At 42.5% G+C, this 16,217-nt stretch carries 15 protein-coding genes; 5 read left to right on the top strand and 10 right to left on the bottom strand.

Annotation, left to right across the window (positions count from 1 at the left end):
- Positions 1–45: 45 nt before the first annotated feature.
- The 4 genes from ACX5J7_RS01495 to ACX5J7_RS01480 form a co-directional block, all read right to left on the bottom strand.
- Positions 46–1,185 (bottom strand): hypothetical protein, encoded by a 1,140-nt coding sequence (locus tag ACX5J7_RS01495; RefSeq protein WP_498705848.1) that lies wholly within the window; start codon positions 1,183–1,185, stop codon positions 46–48.
- Between the two features lie 313 nt (positions 1,186–1,498).
- Positions 1,499–2,296: a TIGR03915 family putative DNA repair protein gene (locus tag ACX5J7_RS01490; RefSeq protein ID WP_015067242.1), complete on the bottom strand. Its 798-nt coding sequence runs from the start codon at positions 2,294–2,296 to the stop codon at positions 1,499–1,501.
- Positions 2,297–2,312: 16 nt separating this feature from the next.
- Complete coding sequence (locus tag ACX5J7_RS01485; RefSeq protein ID WP_015067243.1) at positions 2,313–3,554, bottom strand: putative DNA modification/repair radical SAM protein; 1,242 nt, start codon at positions 3,552–3,554, stop codon at positions 2,313–2,315.
- 320 nt (positions 3,555–3,874) lie between these two features.
- Positions 3,875–5,515: a tetratricopeptide repeat-containing response regulator gene (locus tag ACX5J7_RS01480; protein WP_015067244.1), complete on the bottom strand. Its 1,641-nt coding sequence runs from the start codon at positions 5,513–5,515 to the stop codon at positions 3,875–3,877.
- 121 nt (positions 5,516–5,636) lie between these two features.
- Here ACX5J7_RS01480 and ACX5J7_RS01475 point away from each other — a divergent pair, with 121 nt between their 5' ends.
- The 3 genes from ACX5J7_RS01475 (at position 5,637) to ACX5J7_RS01465 (ending at position 7,654) form a co-directional block, all read left to right on the top strand.
- On the top strand, positions 5,637–6,191 hold the full coding sequence (locus tag ACX5J7_RS01475; protein WP_012518426.1) for a VC2046/SO_2500 family protein: 555 nt from the start codon (positions 5,637–5,639) through the stop codon (positions 6,189–6,191).
- A gap of 166 nt (positions 6,192–6,357) precedes the next feature.
- The gene (trhO, locus tag ACX5J7_RS01470) at positions 6,358–7,353 is read left to right on the top strand and encodes an oxygen-dependent tRNA uridine(34) hydroxylase TrhO (protein ID WP_015067245.1); all 996 of its coding nucleotides are present in this window, start codon (positions 6,358–6,360) and stop codon (positions 7,351–7,353) included.
- A 58-nt stretch (positions 7,354–7,411) separates the two neighbouring features.
- Complete coding sequence (locus tag ACX5J7_RS01465) at positions 7,412–7,654, top strand: EF-hand domain-containing protein (RefSeq protein WP_012518428.1); 243 nt, start codon at positions 7,412–7,414, stop codon at positions 7,652–7,654.
- A 242-nt stretch (positions 7,655–7,896) separates the two neighbouring features.
- Here the strand turns inward: ACX5J7_RS01465 and ACX5J7_RS01460 are convergent, their stop codons facing one another.
- The 3 genes from ACX5J7_RS01460 to ACX5J7_RS01450 all read right to left on the bottom strand — a co-directional run bounded on the left by ACX5J7_RS01460 (position 7,897) and on the right by ACX5J7_RS01450 (position 10,792).
- Positions 7,897–9,222, bottom strand: coding sequence for a DEAD/DEAH box helicase (locus ACX5J7_RS01460; protein ID WP_015067246.1), 1,326 nt, complete (start codon positions 9,220–9,222; stop codon positions 7,897–7,899).
- Positions 9,223–9,431: 209 nt separating this feature from the next.
- Positions 9,432–10,085 (bottom strand): CoA transferase subunit B, encoded by a 654-nt coding sequence (locus ACX5J7_RS01455; protein WP_498705842.1) that lies wholly within the window; start codon positions 10,083–10,085, stop codon positions 9,432–9,434.
- Positions 10,085–10,792, bottom strand: coding sequence for a CoA transferase subunit A (locus ACX5J7_RS01450; protein WP_015067247.1), 708 nt, complete (start codon positions 10,790–10,792; stop codon positions 10,085–10,087). The genes ACX5J7_RS01455 and ACX5J7_RS01450 overlap by 1 nt, the downstream gene beginning before the upstream one ends.
- 122 nt (positions 10,793–10,914) lie before the next feature.
- Here ACX5J7_RS01450 and ACX5J7_RS01445 point away from each other — a divergent pair, with 122 nt between their 5' ends.
- The gene (locus ACX5J7_RS01445; RefSeq protein WP_498705841.1) at positions 10,915–11,799 is read left to right on the top strand and encodes a LysR family transcriptional regulator; all 885 of its coding nucleotides are present in this window, start codon (positions 10,915–10,917) and stop codon (positions 11,797–11,799) included.
- Between the two features lie 70 nt (positions 11,800–11,869).
- Here the strand turns inward: ACX5J7_RS01445 and ACX5J7_RS01440 are convergent, their stop codons facing one another.
- Together ACX5J7_RS01440 and ACX5J7_RS01435 are read right to left on the bottom strand one after the other, a co-directional pair.
- Positions 11,870–12,628 carry a hypothetical protein gene (locus tag ACX5J7_RS01440; protein WP_015067249.1) on the bottom strand — a complete coding sequence of 253 codons (759 nt, stop codon included), beginning with the start codon at positions 12,626–12,628 and terminating at the stop codon, positions 11,870–11,872.
- Between the two features lie 95 nt (positions 12,629–12,723).
- A complete protein-coding gene (locus tag ACX5J7_RS01435) occupies positions 12,724–13,428 on the bottom strand; it encodes a sensor histidine kinase (RefSeq protein WP_012518434.1) in 705 nt (234 codons plus the stop codon).
- Positions 13,429–13,637: 209 nt separating this feature from the next.
- Between ACX5J7_RS01435 and cysB the strand changes: the two genes are divergently transcribed.
- A complete protein-coding gene (gene cysB, locus ACX5J7_RS01430; protein ID WP_015067250.1) occupies positions 13,638–14,612 on the top strand; it encodes an HTH-type transcriptional regulator CysB in 975 nt (324 codons plus the stop codon).
- A gap of 84 nt (positions 14,613–14,696) precedes the next feature.
- Here the strand turns inward: cysB and ACX5J7_RS01425 are convergent, their stop codons facing one another.
- Positions 14,697–16,070, bottom strand: a complete 1,374-nt coding sequence (locus ACX5J7_RS01425) for an L-serine ammonia-lyase (protein ID WP_015067251.1) — start codon at positions 16,068–16,070, stop codon at positions 14,697–14,699.
- Positions 16,071–16,217 lie beyond the last annotated feature (147 nt).

Genomic DNA, 16,217 nt, shown 5'->3' with positions numbered 1-16,217 from the left:
GAGATAATTATCTCTTAACTGGGTGTGTGAATCTATTGGAGCACGTCAATACCTATCATCGATACATTCGATATTTTCGAAACCGTTAGATGATAGAACATCGACCGTATCAATGATTTGCCTTATAGCCTTTAAGTGTTGATCATTTATTCTTCTTGAAATTCGATATCTGGAGGTCGCTGAAAGAACAGGGTTTGTTGGATCAACTCCTTTAGCGTCAATAAAAATACTAGCTCCTGTTTCTTGAACAAGGAAATCTACGACTAACCTGTCACTGTTGCCACTTTTTGCATAAAACTTTCTCAACCTCTCTTCTCGAATTGCCGATACAGAAAGTTCTTTATGAATTTGATCTATATACTCTTCAAAACACCTTGTGAATATATTTCTATTATTCGAGTTCTCTCTAATAAAACAACGAACTAATGACTCAGAAATCCCTATCATTACCATAGTAGGGTGAATAACCAATAATCCTTTATCGGTTAATAGAAAAGGTGAGTTAAGAAATATAGATTCCTTAAAGTATTCGTTATCAGCAACAACTCTATCTGGTTCACTTGATGCTTCATCAACAAACTCTGTTATTGTTTTTGATAATATATTTATAACTTTAGAAATGCATTCCAGACTATAATGTGGCGTAAAGTTGCTAGCTAAAGTTGAAAAATCAATAAGTTTGGTCTTTTCGGTCATGCAATAAATGCATAATAAAAAAGCTAACTCATAAAACTCTTCAAGTTCGAGTTCATACCTCTTCTTAAATGCATTTCTGAATTTTTTACTATTTGAAGGGGCTGCGTCTATTATTTTTTTGATTCTCAAAAAGGAGTAGGTTAAGTCTCGACTATTGTTCTGGAATATGACTTGAGGTGCTAGCAAAGCCCTTATTTGCACGGAAAGCGGTGATGTATCAACCCCTACTGCAATATGTTGCGTGCGCCAAATTCCATTCAGGATATATTGTACATCTTTCTGTGAAGCGGTCTGTTTACCTGATTTAGGATGAAGTTCTAAGACCCAGTCGATAGCTAATAGAACAACCCAAGGAGCTGAGATTTCACCTGCTTTTTTCATATTAGGTGTTTGTTGTAAGTATGAAATCAACTCACCAAATAAAGAAATAGTATTGAATTTGCAGATTCTTGATCTGATGGGCATTGCTGCTTCTTCAAAAGTTTTCATTCGCCTGAATCTAACTCCTTACTCAAATTCGCTACATCTCAACCGTAATAATGATGCAACTAGCATAAAGATGAAGTGCAAAAATTGAAAGGTAATGAAACTATTTTCAATCGTACAGATCCCCCTCGTTATCTTTTAGCTTTAGCATTTTCATTTTGACCAATATCAGAAGTAGAAAATCACAAAATTGAATGTCCGTTGTTTGCCTAAAGCAGTCCTCTAATACTCATTTATAAAGAGGTCTGGTTTACGCTTACTTATGCCGAAGAGTCTTAAAAATTTAAAGGGCAGTGGCACACAGTTAACGGGCGTTTTATTTGCGCTTATTCCCATCAGTGATCATTTTGCGAGCTCTAGTGTCTGACTGTTTTATCATATCGTCAATCAGTGACGTTTCAGGCAAGTTCTTCCAATATTTTTTGGGCATTGAACTTAGCATGGCGTCTTTTTTGATGCGTGCCGGATTGAAGATATTAGCGTAATAAGTAAGCCAGTATTTTTCAATATGATCGTTATCTGGAAGCACACTCGAATCAGGGTTGTCTTCTAAAATAAGTGTTTCTGTATCCCAGTGAGCCGCCCGATAAGGCGTGAGTATAGACCATCGCATATTCTTAAAACGGGTTTGAAAGAAGTCGAGCTTTAACTCTAGGCTAAAATGTTCAGGCTCGTACCAAGCGATAAAGTGTTCATTGCCATCGAGTTTAACCTCTCTAAATCTTAAAAACGCGCTCATTTTATACGCGTCTCGCTTTACCGCTTTAGCTAGTGCCATAAGCTGCAATATATCGTCATCAGTTTTTAACCGAGCTAGGTTTTTGTTTTCAAACGTAACGCGCCATAACACCCTATAACACAATGCGAAGCGGTGAGCATCGCTATGACACAATGCATATTTGAAAAGCATTAAGACAGATTTAGGAATAGCATGTCTTTTTTGTGGCGTTGTGACCGTAATAGAGGGTTGGCTGTGGCCGAATAGGTCGTCCTGTACTGATTGTGCACTTTGCCAAATGATATTTTCAGGGGGGATAGATTGTGCTAAACACGCTCTTGCTGCCATGCGCCACTCATCAAACCCCGGTACTGAGTTAATTGTAATTGTTTCCATCTCACAGCAACTTCATTTAAGCGCTAAATAGTTCAAACTGCTTCGGCTGCTTGAACTGAAGTTCAAAATTATTACTATCGAGTAAGTGAATATCAGGGGCATAGTCGCCTACGCTAATAAAAGGTTTTAGCTTTTTAAGTGGTAAACGCATTTTAGTCAGATCTATCCAGTTTAGCTTTGTGTGCCGTCTAATCGCCAGAATTTTTTGCACCGTTCGAGCGCCAAGCCCCGGTACTCGTAACAACAGCAATTTGTCCGCCTTATTTAAATCAATCGGAAAGACATGGCGATTGCGTAATGCCCACGCAAGTTTAGGGTCATAATCCATATCAAGCATGTCATCGTGAACAATTTCATCAAGGGTAAATCCATAAAAGCGCAACAGCCAATCAGCTTGATAAAGGCGGTGCTCGCGAATTAACGGCGCAGGCTTTAGCGGCAACACTTCAGATGCATCGGGTATTGGCGAGAACGCCGAATAATAAACCCGGCGAAGTTTTTGTTGGTCATAAAGTTTAACGCTGGTCCCTAAAATAACTTTATCATTAGAGTCATCTGCGCCTATGATCATCTGTGTAGACTGCCCACCAGGTGCAAAGCGTGGCAGGCGTTTACCTGTATAGGTTTTATCTGCCTTGTGCTCTGCAATTTTGTCTTTTAGCGTGTTCATTGAGCCATGGATAGCACCGAGATCTTTTTCTGGCGCGTATTTATTTAAAGAGGGTTGAGTCGGCATCTCGACATTAATACTTAATCTATCTGCGTATAAACCAGCTTCTTCTTGTAACTCAGGTGAGGCATTTGGAATGGTTTTAAGGTGTATATACCCTTTAAAACCGTGGTCGAGGCGCAAAGATTTGGCAATACGTACCATACTTTCCATTGTAAGATCGGGTGAGCCAACAATGCCTGAACTAAGAAACAAACCTTCAATGTAGTTGCGCTTGTAAAAATTCAGCGTCAGGTCCACGGTTTCTTTAACGGTGAATCGTGCGCGTCGAACATTGCTAGACACTCTATTTATGCAGTAGTGACAATCGTAGATACAGTAATTAGTCATCAAGATTTTTAGTAAAGAAACACACCGACCATCAGGCGTGAAGCTGTGACATATACCCGAACCGCCGGTAAGCGAACCTATCCCCGTTTTTTCGGTTTTGCCTGCCTTTCGTTTACCCGCCGAACCGCTTGCACAGGAAGCGTCATACTTGGCTGCATCTGAAAGAATTTCGAGTTTTTGTATCAGTTTGTCGTGCATAGCAGATTACTACTTTCTCTAAGCATTTACTTAACATCGGTCAATTTTAAGCGGGATGCTTAAAAGGACCTGTATATTTAGTTTGTGTAGCCATGTGATTTCTGCACGTTATACCATGTATATATATACAGTACAAATGAGCGTTGGAAGATTTGTGCATTTAATATACGAATCTCAGCTACATTTTCGTATTGAGAAGTTAGAGCGTGTAAGGTTTGATACGAGTAAAAAGCGCTTAATTAAAATAGCCCGGTTTCGCCGACTGTTTCGAATATTTTATTTGAGCAAAGATGAGCCATATAACGGTTAAAGGGGGGGAATCAAAAACCGATGTACTTAGAAAGTTCGTCACGTAGATTAGTATACTTTTCGTTATACGGCGCTTTAAGCGACATATCGTCTATTAACTTAAACAAACGCTTACATTCATTGGTAAGCTTCATTTCTGCTTTATCTTCTTTTATCACTATCTGCAGTAGACACTGAAGTAAATTAAGCGCTACACCCGTATTAACCGGTGCAAAACCTTGTGCTAAGGCAAAGGACGCTTTTGCACGTTCGTAATCTTTTTGCTGATAGTGCTGAATGCCTTCTCGATTAAATTGCTGATAGCTAGCAAGACTTTTCCGTGCATTGTGGGCTTGCGTTTCTAACATATTTGCACTGTTTTGATCGAGCTCGTCGTGACGTGACTCGAGAAGTGAAGTTAGCTGTAACGCATCATCAAATTCACCGAGTTTGTACATAACGTTGATACTGTCTGGAATAAAAGCAGTGGGAACCTCGGTGTATTTTTCATCGAGCATGGTTTGTGACGTTGATAAATGCCGCTTCGCGTCAATTAATTTGCCGTCAATGGCGCTAATTCTGGCATTAACAATCGTACCGAAGATATCTACATCAAAGTCCCGGTCCATTTTTTGAAGGTGTTCGTCAAACTTTCCGCGTTGAAGTGTAAGTAGGGCTTCTTGTTGGTATTTATTGCGCTGTTTTTTATCTTCAGCGCACTCAGCTACATCTAATAGACTGCGAATAATACCGCACCAGTGCAGGCTCGTTTTATGAACCGACCGCTTCGACAAATTCCATATAGCTAAACTTGAATTAGCCGCGAGCACTAAGTCATCGTTTAACCTGCCAATTTCGCACGCTTTAAAGTGTCTCGGTAGAGAATAGGGCGAAAGCTTGATAGCTTCTTTAATGGCGTCTAGTGCTTTTTCGCCGTCGTCTAATTTCTGCTGTGCTTGGGCAAGTATGTCATAGGCATCCGCATTAAACCGGTTTCGTTTTAACGTTCGTTTCGCCGTCGTTATTGCTTTGTCGAATTCGTTTAGTTGAAGGTAAGTTTTTGCAATTGCGATCTGTGCCCAAAGCACAGGTTTGCCGTCAATGTAGTCGCTCAATACGTCAAGGGCTTTCTCTGGCTGACCTATACGCCAATAGAGTTCAACCAAAAGTTGCTCGCAGTGCCCTTTGTAATGTGAGGGTGAATCGAGCAAAGATTCGATGTGGTCGATTGCACTGTTACATTCACCTTGCTCAATGAGGCTGTACGCCTGTTGCAAAAACTGTCGTTTTTGCCAAGCGCGAATAATCCTGGATTTTAACTGAACCTGAGAGAAGGGCTTAACAAGAAAGTCATCAGGTCGGCGTTCAATAGAGCCTAGCACGATAGGTCGGGCGCTATCAGCGCTTATAAGGATAAAAATAGAAGTAGGGTTAATAAGCCTTCTGGTACGAAGCTCTTCGATTAACTCATACCCACTTTTATTATCTGCTCCTAAATGCAAATCACAGATAATGACATCGAACTTATGTTTTTTGCATAGGGAAACGGCTTGTTCCGCCGATGACTTTGTTACCACGTCACTGGCCCCCATAGAATGCATAAGCCCTTTGAGTAGCAAAAGAAAGGGGCGTTGATCTTCAACAATCAGTACTTGTTTATTGCTAAATTGCATTTCGAATCCATGAATAGGGGCGCTATGGCTTTATTGAAGTATATCTAACTTTAAAAAATAAGCTTAAGAAAAACATTATCTTGCCGACAACATAAGTATACAAATCAAGTAATCAGAATGCATGTCTGTAGACGCTACATCCCAAAATGAGCAAACGCATATTGACCCCAGTATTTATTGGGAGCGCAGCGGTGTGCTTGCGCGTGCATCAACGCAAGGGGCGCTATTTTCACTCTATCTTGCCATGCAGCAACATAGTACAGCAGCGCCCTTTGAGATAGAGGCGGCAGATAGCGAATTATCTCAAAAAGCGGGCATTGATACTGAGCTTACTTCCCTGAGTCACTACCGTCGTTCAAGTCTTGCTGCAAACGAAAGTGAATGGAAAAACATGGACGTAATGTCGGCTTTGGTTGCTGAAGACTTTTCCACGGCGCGACTATATTTAAATATGAATCCGGCACCCTTAGCACAAACCGATGATGCGAAACGGCTGCCTGACGATGTGATAGATAACTGCAGTTTGGCAGCGCAGAAACGTATTAAAAAGCAATATAACAATACGATGAAGGAAGACAACACGCTGCTTTACGATATGCTTGCCGTGAAAGAGACACAAAACCCCGGAAGTAATGCAGATGCTGTTCACACCTCACCATTTGAAAACATCGCTTAGCCGAGCACTGGTTAGTTTACTGCCTATCAACGTACTGAAGCGAATTGTAAAACAGGGCTACTCAATGCGCCAAATACAGCAGGCCTAGTTTTTACCCTGAAGTTTTGTTATATTGCGCGCCGCATTTTTGCACTGGTCTTACGCTCCAATCAGCAAAGGTTAAAATATGTCTAAATATATTGTATGCGCAATGTATAAGTTTGTTGCGCTTGAAAACTATAAAGAAATTCGCCAGCCCCTTCTAGAAGCTATGGAAGCTAACGGTATTAAAGGGACACTTCTTCTAGCCAGCGAAGGTATAAACGGCACGGTATCCGGTACCCGAGAAGGCATAGACGCGCTGTTGGCCTACTTAAACAGCGACGCGCGCATTAACCCCATCTCTTTTAAAGAATCGCTCCACGACGAGCAGCCTTTCTATCGCACGAAAGTAAAGCTTAAAAAAGAAATTGTGACCATGGGTGTAGAGGGCATAGACCCACGCGAAACCGTAGGCACTTACGTTAAGCCAAAAGATTGGAATGCGCTAATTAGCGATCCAGAGGTAACGGTTATCGACACGCGAAACGGCTACGAAATTGAAATTGGTACGTTCAAAAACGCCGTCGACCCAAAAACAGAGACTTTCCGCGAGTTCCCTGAGTACGTGTCTAAAGAACTCGACCCGTCTAAAAACAAAAAAGTGGCCATGTTCTGTACCGGCGGTATCCGCTGTGAAAAATCTACCGCTTATTTGAAAGAGCAAGGGTTTGAAGAGGTATATCATCTTGAAGGTGGTATTTTGCAATACTTAGAAGATGTGCCTAAAGAAGAGTCTATGTGGGAAGGTGATTGCTTCGTTTTTGATAATCGTGTGGCAGTAAACCATGATTTGGAAAAGAGCCATTACGAGCAGTGCTACGCGTGTCGACTACCAATTACCGCAGAAGACAAGCAAAGTGATAAATACGAGCCGGGTGTTAGCTGCCCGCATTGCTTCGGCACCCACACTGAAGATCAAATTGCACGCTTTAGAGAGCGCGAAAAGCAGGTTCAATTAGCCAAAGAGCGCCAACAGGAACACGTGGGTACTGAAGCACGTTTAACCATGGAACAAAAGCGTAAAGAAAAAGCAGAAGCTCAACGTTTACGCGCACTTAAAGCAAACGAAAATCAGGCATAGACAGCCAGAAAGAAGGGCGTTACACTCGTGTTTATTGCAGTTGATATAAGGAATGCGAGTGAGCACTCAACTTTCAGAATCTAAAATTGAAGAAATTAGGAAGGACTTTAGCTTTTTCGATCGTGATGGCAATGGCCAAATCGATTTGCCGGAGTTCATCGAGCTTCTAACCGTAATTTCACCAAAAACAAAAGCTAGCCACGTACAAGAAGGCTTTAAGCTTATCGATAGTAACGACGATGGTTACATCGACTTTGAAGAGTTTTTGGAGTGGTGGCAAGAAGGGTGGTGGGAATACTAAGCGCTAGCTTGTTTTAACCATCTTTTAATATCGTATGCCCGTGTAATCGTTATTGACGAGTGATTACACCGAAACAAAAAAACGAGTGACTTTTTAAGCACTCGGTTTTTTTATGTCTGCCATTAGTCGGTGACTATAGTGGATTTAGTTTGAATAAAAGCCTGAAAATCGAACCGTCGCGAAGATGCCTTATCTAATTAAACCGGTTAACTAGAATGGTAAGAGCCCAATAGTTGTTGATCTTACTCGTCGTCATCCGAGAGCGTTTTGCGTGGTTTGCGTTTCACTGGGACCATACCGATATCTTCACCAGACATGGTATCAACACGCTTTTTAACGTTTGCTTTAACAGGTTTCGCTACGCGCTTTTTGCCATTTTGGGAAGTTGCGCCTTTCGACACTTTTTTCTTAGGCTTGAAACCTTTAAACGAAGCTGAAAATTCGTCGTGCGGCGAACACTCTAAAGCATATTGAAGGTGATTTTTAAGCCCTTCGAAGCTGTTCCAATCACGAGGGCCTATTAGTGAGAAAGCTTCGCCTTTTTGCCCCGCGCGTCCGGTACGACCAATACGGTGAATATACTCATCGGCGTTTTTGGGTAGGTCGAAGTTAACTACCAGGCCAACTTTTGACAGATCTAGACCGCGCGAGGCGAGGTCGGTGGTAACTAAAATACTGTGCTGTCCACGAGCAAACGCGCTCATAACCGCTGCACGTTGGCTTTGTAACATGTCACCACGTAGCGCTATGGCTTCTAAGTTTTGTTCGTTAAGCAATGCTGCAATTCTGTCTGTGTCTTCACGGGTCGCAGTAAATACGATAGCTTGGTTGTAAGTACGATTAGCCAACTCAAACTGTAAAATCTGATCTTTGTTATCAACATTGTCTGCAAAGAAACACTTCTGCTCGATATCGCCATGCTCTGCAGTTGAGTCTCCTACCGCTACGCGCACCGCCCCTTTGGTCAGCTGTGTTGTCATATGCTTAAGCTCAATATTGTCGAGCGTGGCAGAAAACAGCATGGTTTGGCGCTTTCTGTGATCAGCATAGTCGTTGATCATCTTAAGCTGAGCAGAGAAGCCTAAATCTAACATTCGGTCGGCTTCATCAAAAATAAGCAGCTCTAAACCGTTTAGATATACGCTTTTGTCTAAAAGATGGTCGGCAACACGGCCAGCTGTGCCTACTATGATATGAGGGTTACGGCGAAGCGCTTTAACCTGGTCGTTGTAGTTTTCGCCGCCCACAATCAGTGAACACGTTAAGTTCAACCCGGTGCACATTGACTTAGCTTCTATGAAGACTTGCTTCGCAAGTTCCCGCGTTGGCGCTAAAATCAAAGCGCGAGGGTCTTGTCTGCTTAATGCTTTTTGTGCCATTAGCCTGTTAATGGCGGGCACTAGAAAGGCGAAGGTTTTACCTGAACCCGTTTTAGAAGACGCAATAATATCTTTTCCTTGGATAGCAGGAAGCATAGTGCGCTCTTGAATTTCCGTTAGCGTCGAAATATTTTTAGATTCGAGCTTTGAAATAATTTTGTGGTGTACAGGTAAATCAGAAACTAGCAAGAAGGTATAGCCTTTATAAATGAACAGTCGAGCGCATTATCCCTTAATGCAAAACGTATTGAAAGGCTTATCGCAGTGGTTAGTCGATGGGTGAATGCTAGGGGATGATAAAGGCGTACGTACGGCAGCAGTTTTGCTAAATACCGCTTAAGTAACAGGTACGCCTTTTGGTTGGCTTTTTAATTATCTCAGCATTATTTTCTCAAATATTAAAACTGCATTTCGGGCACGCTGTCTGGTGCAACTAGTTTACCACCGGTTTTTTCTTTTATTTCATCAATGGTGACACCAGGGGCACGCTCTTGTAATACAAACGCACCATTTTCAACGCTTAATACCGCTAAGTCGGTAATAATCCGCGTGATACAGTTAACGCCCGTTAGCGGCAGCGTGCACTCCCTAAGCAGTTTAGGGTTACCGTGTTTGTCGGTGTGGGTCATGGTAACAATGATGTTTTTTGCCCCAGCCACTAGGTCCATTGCGCCGCCCATGCCTTTTACTAATTTTCCAGGTATCATCCATGATGCAATATTACCCGATACATCGACTTCAAATGCGCCTAGCACGGTGAAATCGACATGGCCGCCGCGGATCATTGCGAAGCTTTCAGCGCTACTGAAAATCGATGCCCCGGTAATGGCGGTAACGGTTTCTTTACCCGCATTTATCATGTCTGCGTCTACTTCGCTTTCGGTGGGGTAACGACCCATACCTAATAGCCCGTTTTCTGACTGTAGCATTACGCTAATATCATCCGGTACATAACTTGCCGCAAGGGTAGGGATGCCTATGCCTAAATTCACATAGTCGCCATCTTTAAATTCTTGAGCTACGCGCATGGCAATTTGTTCTCTGCTAAGCATTATACTGACTCCTCACCAACTACACGGCGCTCAATTCGTTTTTCAAAAGTCCCTTGAATAACGCGGTTAACATAAATACCAGGAGTATGAATTTCGCTTGGGTTAAGCGTTCCTGGCTCGACAATCTCTTCAGCTTCCACCACGGTAATCTTACCGGCAGTTGCGGCCATAGGATTGAAGTTTTGCGCCGTGTGTCGATATACACAGTTGCCGAATGTATCCGCTTTCCATGCTTTTACGATAGCAAAGTCGCCGGTAATGGCTTCTTCAAGAATATAGGGGCGCCCATTGAATGATTTTACCTCTTTGCCTTCACCTACCGGCGTCCCATAGCCTGTGGCCGTGTAGAAAGCTGGGATACCCGCACCACCTGCACGCATTTTTTCCGCTAGCGTGCCCTGTGGCGTTAACTCTACTTCTAGTTCACCATCGAGTAATTGCTTTTCAAATAGGGCGTTTTCGCCTACGTAAGACGATACCATTTTGGCAATTTGTTTATCTTCTAACAGAAGACCCAAACCGAAGCCATCAACGCCACAATTGTTCGATACTACCGTGAGATTTGAAACACCCAGCGTTTTGATTTGGGCAATTAGCCCCTCAGGTATTCCGCAAAGACCAAACCCACCTGCAATAACGGTCATTCCGTCTTTCAGACCCGCCATTGCGTCTTCATACGACGAAACGACCTTATTAAATCCTGCCATTTATACTCTCCAACCCATTTTGTTAAAAATAAGTATCAACATTGTTGCTTGATTTGTAAAATCGAATTAATCTTTCTATTAATAAATATTATTTATTAATAGCGAGGTTAGAGGGAATAAACGTGGACGTATCCTACCGACAAGTGAAAGCGTTTGTAGAAGTGGCGAAATCTTCGACATTTGCTGAAGCTGCAGTTAATTTACACCTTACTCAGCCAGCACTGTCTTCTGCCATTAAGAAAATGGAAGAGCAATTGGGCGGCAAACTCTTTAAGCGTAATACGCGTAATGTAAGCCTGACACCGGAAGGTGAAGTGTTATTCCCAAATGCCTTACGACTGCTTCACGATTGGGATAACACGTTTTCAGACATACAGAACTTGTTTGCCATGGCCAAAGGTCAGCTGACCATTTGCGCAATGCCCTCATTTGCAGAGTCACATTTACCCAGTATTCTATCTGCTTTTCACAAGAGAACGCCAAACGTCAACTTGCGTATCGTCGATGTAGTGATGGAGCAAGTTATTCACGAAGTCACTACAGGTCGAAGTGAAATAGGGTTTTCCTTCGAGCCAGAGCGAAAAGATGGGCTAGTGTTTAAAAGTCTGTTTGCTGACCAGTTTGTTGTAGTGGCTAATTCTTCTCAGGCCAAGGATTTAAGCAACGCGCCAAGCTGGCAAGACTGCTTGCTGCACCCTCTGGTAATGATGAACAGAGGCTCCGCGGTTCGGCATTGGACACAATCTCAATTAGCGCGTTTTGGTGAATTGAACATTATTGCCGAAACGGGTCAGCTATCAACGCTTGGCAAATTAATTCAAAATGGGTTGGGCATTTCAATTATGCCGGCTATTTCCCAATCTCAAATGGAGGGGTTAGGGCTGGTAGTGAGACAAATAACAATCAACCCGTTGATAAAAAATATCGGTATTATAAAGCATGCGCGAAAGGGTTTGTCGCTACCTGCTCAATCTATGTGGGACTTAGCTATCGCGCATTACGCTTAAATTGTAAAACCAAGTACTATGCGACGGAGTCAGTTAACCCACAGGGATAAGCAGGCTAACTAATAGGCCTTTACCACTTTTTCTTAGGGGCGAATAATTCGTCCAGTTCGTCGCGCTCTTCTTCTTGCTTCTTGGCCCGATCTTTCTCGTTTACGCTCTTAAGGTTACTTTGTATTTCGTGAAGCCATTCGCCTAATGTAGCTAGGCGAGACGTGGAATATTCATCTTGTTGTGTTTGGTTTTCCAGCGCATTTTTGGCTTTTTCAAAATACTGTCTGGCCGAGCCTAACATGTTAGTTTGAAGCGCAGCGCGGCCTCGCTTGATCAAGGTTTCTACGTTGACTTTTATCTGTAGTCGCTCTAACTGTTTATCTTCATCCATAAATACTTTCGAGTCTATTTGACCTTTACTGTGCTCTGAGCGCAGCACAATTCGCAGCTTTTTAACTGCTTGTATATATTGAATGATCATTTTGTCGTTATCAGGTAGAGAAAACTCTGACAATGCACCGCTTTTATCAGAAAGCGCTGCCGCCGTCGCCTGTTCGCTACTTGCAATTCGCTGTTTAAGTTCAGCGGTACTCGATAGTTCATTCATCGCTTTAAGCGCGTTGAGAATTCGATTGTGTAGAATCCCCATGATGCGAGAAGAAACTGGGATGTTAACGCAAGCGGCAATAACGTTTTCTGTCTCATCGACAATGGTGCGCTGCTTTGCTAATTCTGTTCTGCGCTCAGCTTCCTGTTTTTGTCGATGCTGTTGTATTGCGTTAATGAATATGGCCGCGATGAGCAAAACAACAATTAATATGATAATAATCACGTACATGCGTGTCTTTCCGTCTGTTTTATATTTTTTACAACGTCAGTGTATTCTTACTTACGGGCGTTACTTTCTGAATTACTTAAGGTTATCGGTCAATACTACGGTATTTTTACTTCAAATACACTTCCACCGAGCAATCCGCCATTAGAAAGTGCGATTGTTCCTTCCATGTCCTCCTGCGAATGGGCCCGTGCTATCAATTTTGCAAAAAACAAACCGAGTCCCGTTCTGCCCTGACTTAGCTCGAAATCAGAGAGAGCTTCGTGACTCTTAGACAACATAGACTCAGGGTAGCCGACACCGTCGTCTTCTATCTTTATCGATAAGTAGGAAGATGCGTCTATGGTTGCACTGACCTGTATTTTAGAAGTGCCGTAACGCATAGCATTAATGATTACGTCATTTAACAGCAAATAAATGAGTTCACTGTCTAAGTACCAGCTCAAGTCATCCTCAATATCAGTGGTTATGGTTATATTTTTTTGCGCTACATAAAGTGCATTTGACCCTACAACGTCTTCCACTAAGTCTTTGATAAAACTCTCGTCAACAGTAATAGGAAGGCTTTCTAACTCTGCCCGATACAGGGAAAGAATTTGGACAAGGTTGGTATTTAGCCGAGACGCTTCGTAGTGAACACTGGCTACTTGTTCTTTCGCTTCAATATTTGTTGGAGACAACGTCTCACTTAATGTTTCGATAGATTGGATAAGAAGAAATAATGAGTTTTTCATATCGTGCACTGCAGCGGCAAGCACAGAAGAAAAATCGATTGTGGAAGAAACCTGTTTACTGCTACTCATTATTTATTAAACGCCGTGTATCTTATTTTCCGTAACCTTAATGTAGTTCAATTTCATTAAGGCCGAAGCTTTACCGAGTAAAATGGTAAAAAATGAATTATTTTCAACTTTATAATGGCATTTTCGTAATAGCAACTAGTAAAAACGAGTAGTTTTGGTTATAACGGTGGGAGTACAGTGTCAGACTATCCCATTTAACGGTGTAAACTATGAAGCTACAGCAACTACGATATATCGTAGAAGTTCTTAACAATAATTTGAATGTTTCAGCTACCGCTGAAAGTTTGTATACCTCACAACCGGGTATCAGTAAACAAGTGCGCATGCTAGAAGATGAATTAGGCGTTCAAATTTTTGGTCGTAGTGGAAAGCACCTTACGCACGTCACTGATGCTGGTAATGATGTAATCAATATCGCGCGAGAAATTCTTGCGAAAGTTGAAAGCATTAAAGCTGTTGCCAGAGAGCATACACTGCCTGACCAAGGCAAATTAAACATTGCTACTACGCATACACAAGCCCGCTATGCATTGCCAGATGTAATACAAGGCTTTATGAGTAAGTACCCAAAGGTATCGCTTCATATGCACCAGGGTACGCCATCTCAAATAAGTGACCTAGCAGCAAAAGGTGAAGCAGATTTTGCCATTGCCACTGAAGCACTTCACTTATATAACGATCTGGTCATGCTGCCTTGCTATCACTGGAATCGCAGTGTCATCGTTAATAAAGATCATCCGCTTTCTAAGAAGGGCACCATAGACATTTCGGATATAGCAAAGTATCCCTTAGTTACTTATGTGTTCGGTTTTACAGGTCGCTCAGAACTCGATCAAGCGTTTGAAAGAGCAGGGCTTACACCTAAAATTGTCTTCACTGCGACAGACGCAGATGTAATTAAAACGTACGTTCGTCTTGGTGTAGGTATAGGCGTTATAGCCTCTATGGCAGTAAGTGAAGAGCTTGATGATGATTTAGTTAAAATAGACGCAAGTCACTTATTCGATTACAGCACAACAAAGATTGGTTTTAGAAAAGGGTCGTTCTTACGAAGCTATATGTATGACTTTATCGAGCGATTTGCACCTCATTTAACTAAAGACAAAGTGGAAAAAGCCATGATGCTGAAAAACAATGACGAAGTAGAAAAAATGTTCAAAGGCGTAACGCTTCCCGTGAAGTAGCGTTGTGAAAAACAAGCATGAATGAAAAAAGGGGGCTGTTGCCCCTTTTTTGTATTTTAGTCTTCGTTTACTGCGGGCTAACGATCAACACTCTATGATATTTACTGCCAGTCCGCCTCGTGCCGTTTCTTTATATTTGGTTTTCATATCGTTGCCGGTATCGCGCATGGTCTTAATTACCTTGTCTAACGATACTTTCTGATCGCCCGTCCCGCGTAGTGCAAGTCGCGAAGCATTAATCGCTTTAATCGCACCCATGGCATTTCGTTCGATACACGGGACTTGTACAAGCCCACCAACCGGGTCACACGTAAGCCCTAGGTTATGCTCCATACCAATTTCTGCTGCGTTTTCTACCGACGCTGCGGTACCGCCCATTATCTCTGCAAGTGCGCCCGCAGCCATTGAACAGGCTACCCCAACTTCGCCCTGACAGCCGACCTCTGCGCCAGATATAGAAGCATTCTCCTTATAAAGAATACCTATTGCACCGGCGGTAAGAAGAAAACGGCTTGCGACTTCTTCATCTACAGGGCGTATAAATTTATCTACGTATTGAAGCACAGCGGGAATAATTCCGGCAGCGCCATTTGTAGGGGCAGTCACCACACGCCCGCCGGCTGCATTTTCTTCGTTAACAGCTAGCGCAAATAAGTTTACCCAGTCCATGGTCTGCATGGGGTCGTTAGTATGCTCCGTTTGAAGGCGGCGATATAAGCCAGGTGCGCGACGGACTACTTTTAGACCGCCAGGTAAAATACCTTCACTTTCAATGCCGCGTTGAATACAGGCTTTCATTACCAGCCATATATTATGCAACTGCTGCTTTACTTCATGCTTCGACCTAAACGTAGACTCATTACGCAGCATTAGCGAGCTAATACTTAACCCATTGGTTTTACATAAAGCAAGTAGCTCCTCGGCTGTTTTAAAAGGAAAGGGGACCGAAGCTTGTAGGGTAGCAGCGTGCGCTTTAGTCGCATCAAAGTCTTCGTCTTTTATAATGAAGCCACCGCCGATACTGTAGTATGTTTGCTGTTTTACCAACGCATCTTTGGCGTACGCGTAGAATGTCAGCGCGTTAGCATGTTTAGGTAGCGATTTACGGCGGTGGAAAATGATTGCGTTCTTGTTTGGGAAGCGCACTAGCTGCTGACCATTGAGTCGAAGTTGCTCGCTGTTGCGAATTTCCTCTAGTCTCGATTCAATGCTGTCTACATCAATCATATCGGGGAGTTCGCCGAGTAAACCCAAAATCACTGCTTTTCCTGTACCGTGTCCGATACCTGTTTGACCAAGAGAGCCAAACAATTCCACTTTTACACTATCTACAGTTTCAAAAAGCGCATTATCTTGTGCTAATTCGCCTACAAATTCAGCACCAGCTTTCATTGGACCTACCGTATGCGAACTAGAAGGGCCAATACCCACGCTAAACATATCAAATACACTAATCATAAACTTTCAAAATTAAAACAAAGTAATAATTAGATCATGCATCTACTAGGTAAAAACCACAATACAGAAATGCTAATAGCGAGATTAGTTTTGCTAATACACTGTAAAGATTAATTTATAGCGCAGTAAAGTTTTGAGATACGTTTG

This window comes from Alteromonas infernus (assembly GCF_902705815.1).
This window is presented reverse-complemented; position numbering and strand designations above follow the sequence as displayed.

Excerpts from the sequence above, each read along its gene's own strand:
- ACX5J7_RS01480 (WP_015067244.1), bottom strand. The coding sequence starts at position 5,515 with ATGCAATTTAGCAATAAACAAGTACTGATTGTTGAAGATCAACGCCCC.
- cysB (WP_015067250.1), top strand. The coding sequence starts at position 13,638 with ATGAAGCTACAGCAACTACGATATATCGTAGAAGTTCTTAACAATAAT.
- ACX5J7_RS01485 (WP_015067243.1), bottom strand. The coding sequence starts at position 3,554 with ATGCACGACAAACTGATACAAAAACTCGAAATTCTTTCAGATGCAGCC.
- ACX5J7_RS01440 (WP_015067249.1), bottom strand. The coding sequence starts at position 12,628 with ATGTACGTGATTATTATCATATTAATTGTTGTTTTGCTCATCGCGGCC.
- ACX5J7_RS01475 (WP_012518426.1), top strand. The coding sequence starts at position 5,637 with ATGTCTGTAGACGCTACATCCCAAAATGAGCAAACGCATATTGACCCC.
- ACX5J7_RS01435 (WP_012518434.1), bottom strand. The coding sequence starts at position 13,428 with ATGAGTAGCAGTAAACAGGTTTCTTCCACAATCGATTTTTCTTCTGTG.
- ACX5J7_RS01450 (WP_015067247.1), bottom strand. The coding sequence starts at position 10,792 with ATGGCAGGATTTAATAAGGTCGTTTCGTCGTATGAAGACGCAATGGCG.
- ACX5J7_RS01455 (WP_498705842.1), bottom strand. The coding sequence starts at position 10,085 with ATGCTTAGCAGAGAACAAATTGCCATGCGCGTAGCTCAAGAATTTAAA.
- trhO (WP_015067245.1), top strand. The coding sequence starts at position 6,358 with ATGTCTAAATATATTGTATGCGCAATGTATAAGTTTGTTGCGCTTGAA.
- ACX5J7_RS01495 (WP_498705848.1), bottom strand. The coding sequence starts at position 1,185 with ATGAAAACTTTTGAAGAAGCAGCAATGCCCATCAGATCAAGAATCTGC.
- ACX5J7_RS01425 (WP_015067251.1), bottom strand. The coding sequence starts at position 16,070 with ATGATTAGTGTATTTGATATGTTTAGCGTGGGTATTGGCCCTTCTAGT.
- ACX5J7_RS01490 (WP_015067242.1), bottom strand. The coding sequence starts at position 2,296 with ATGGAAACAATTACAATTAACTCAGTACCGGGGTTTGATGAGTGGCGC.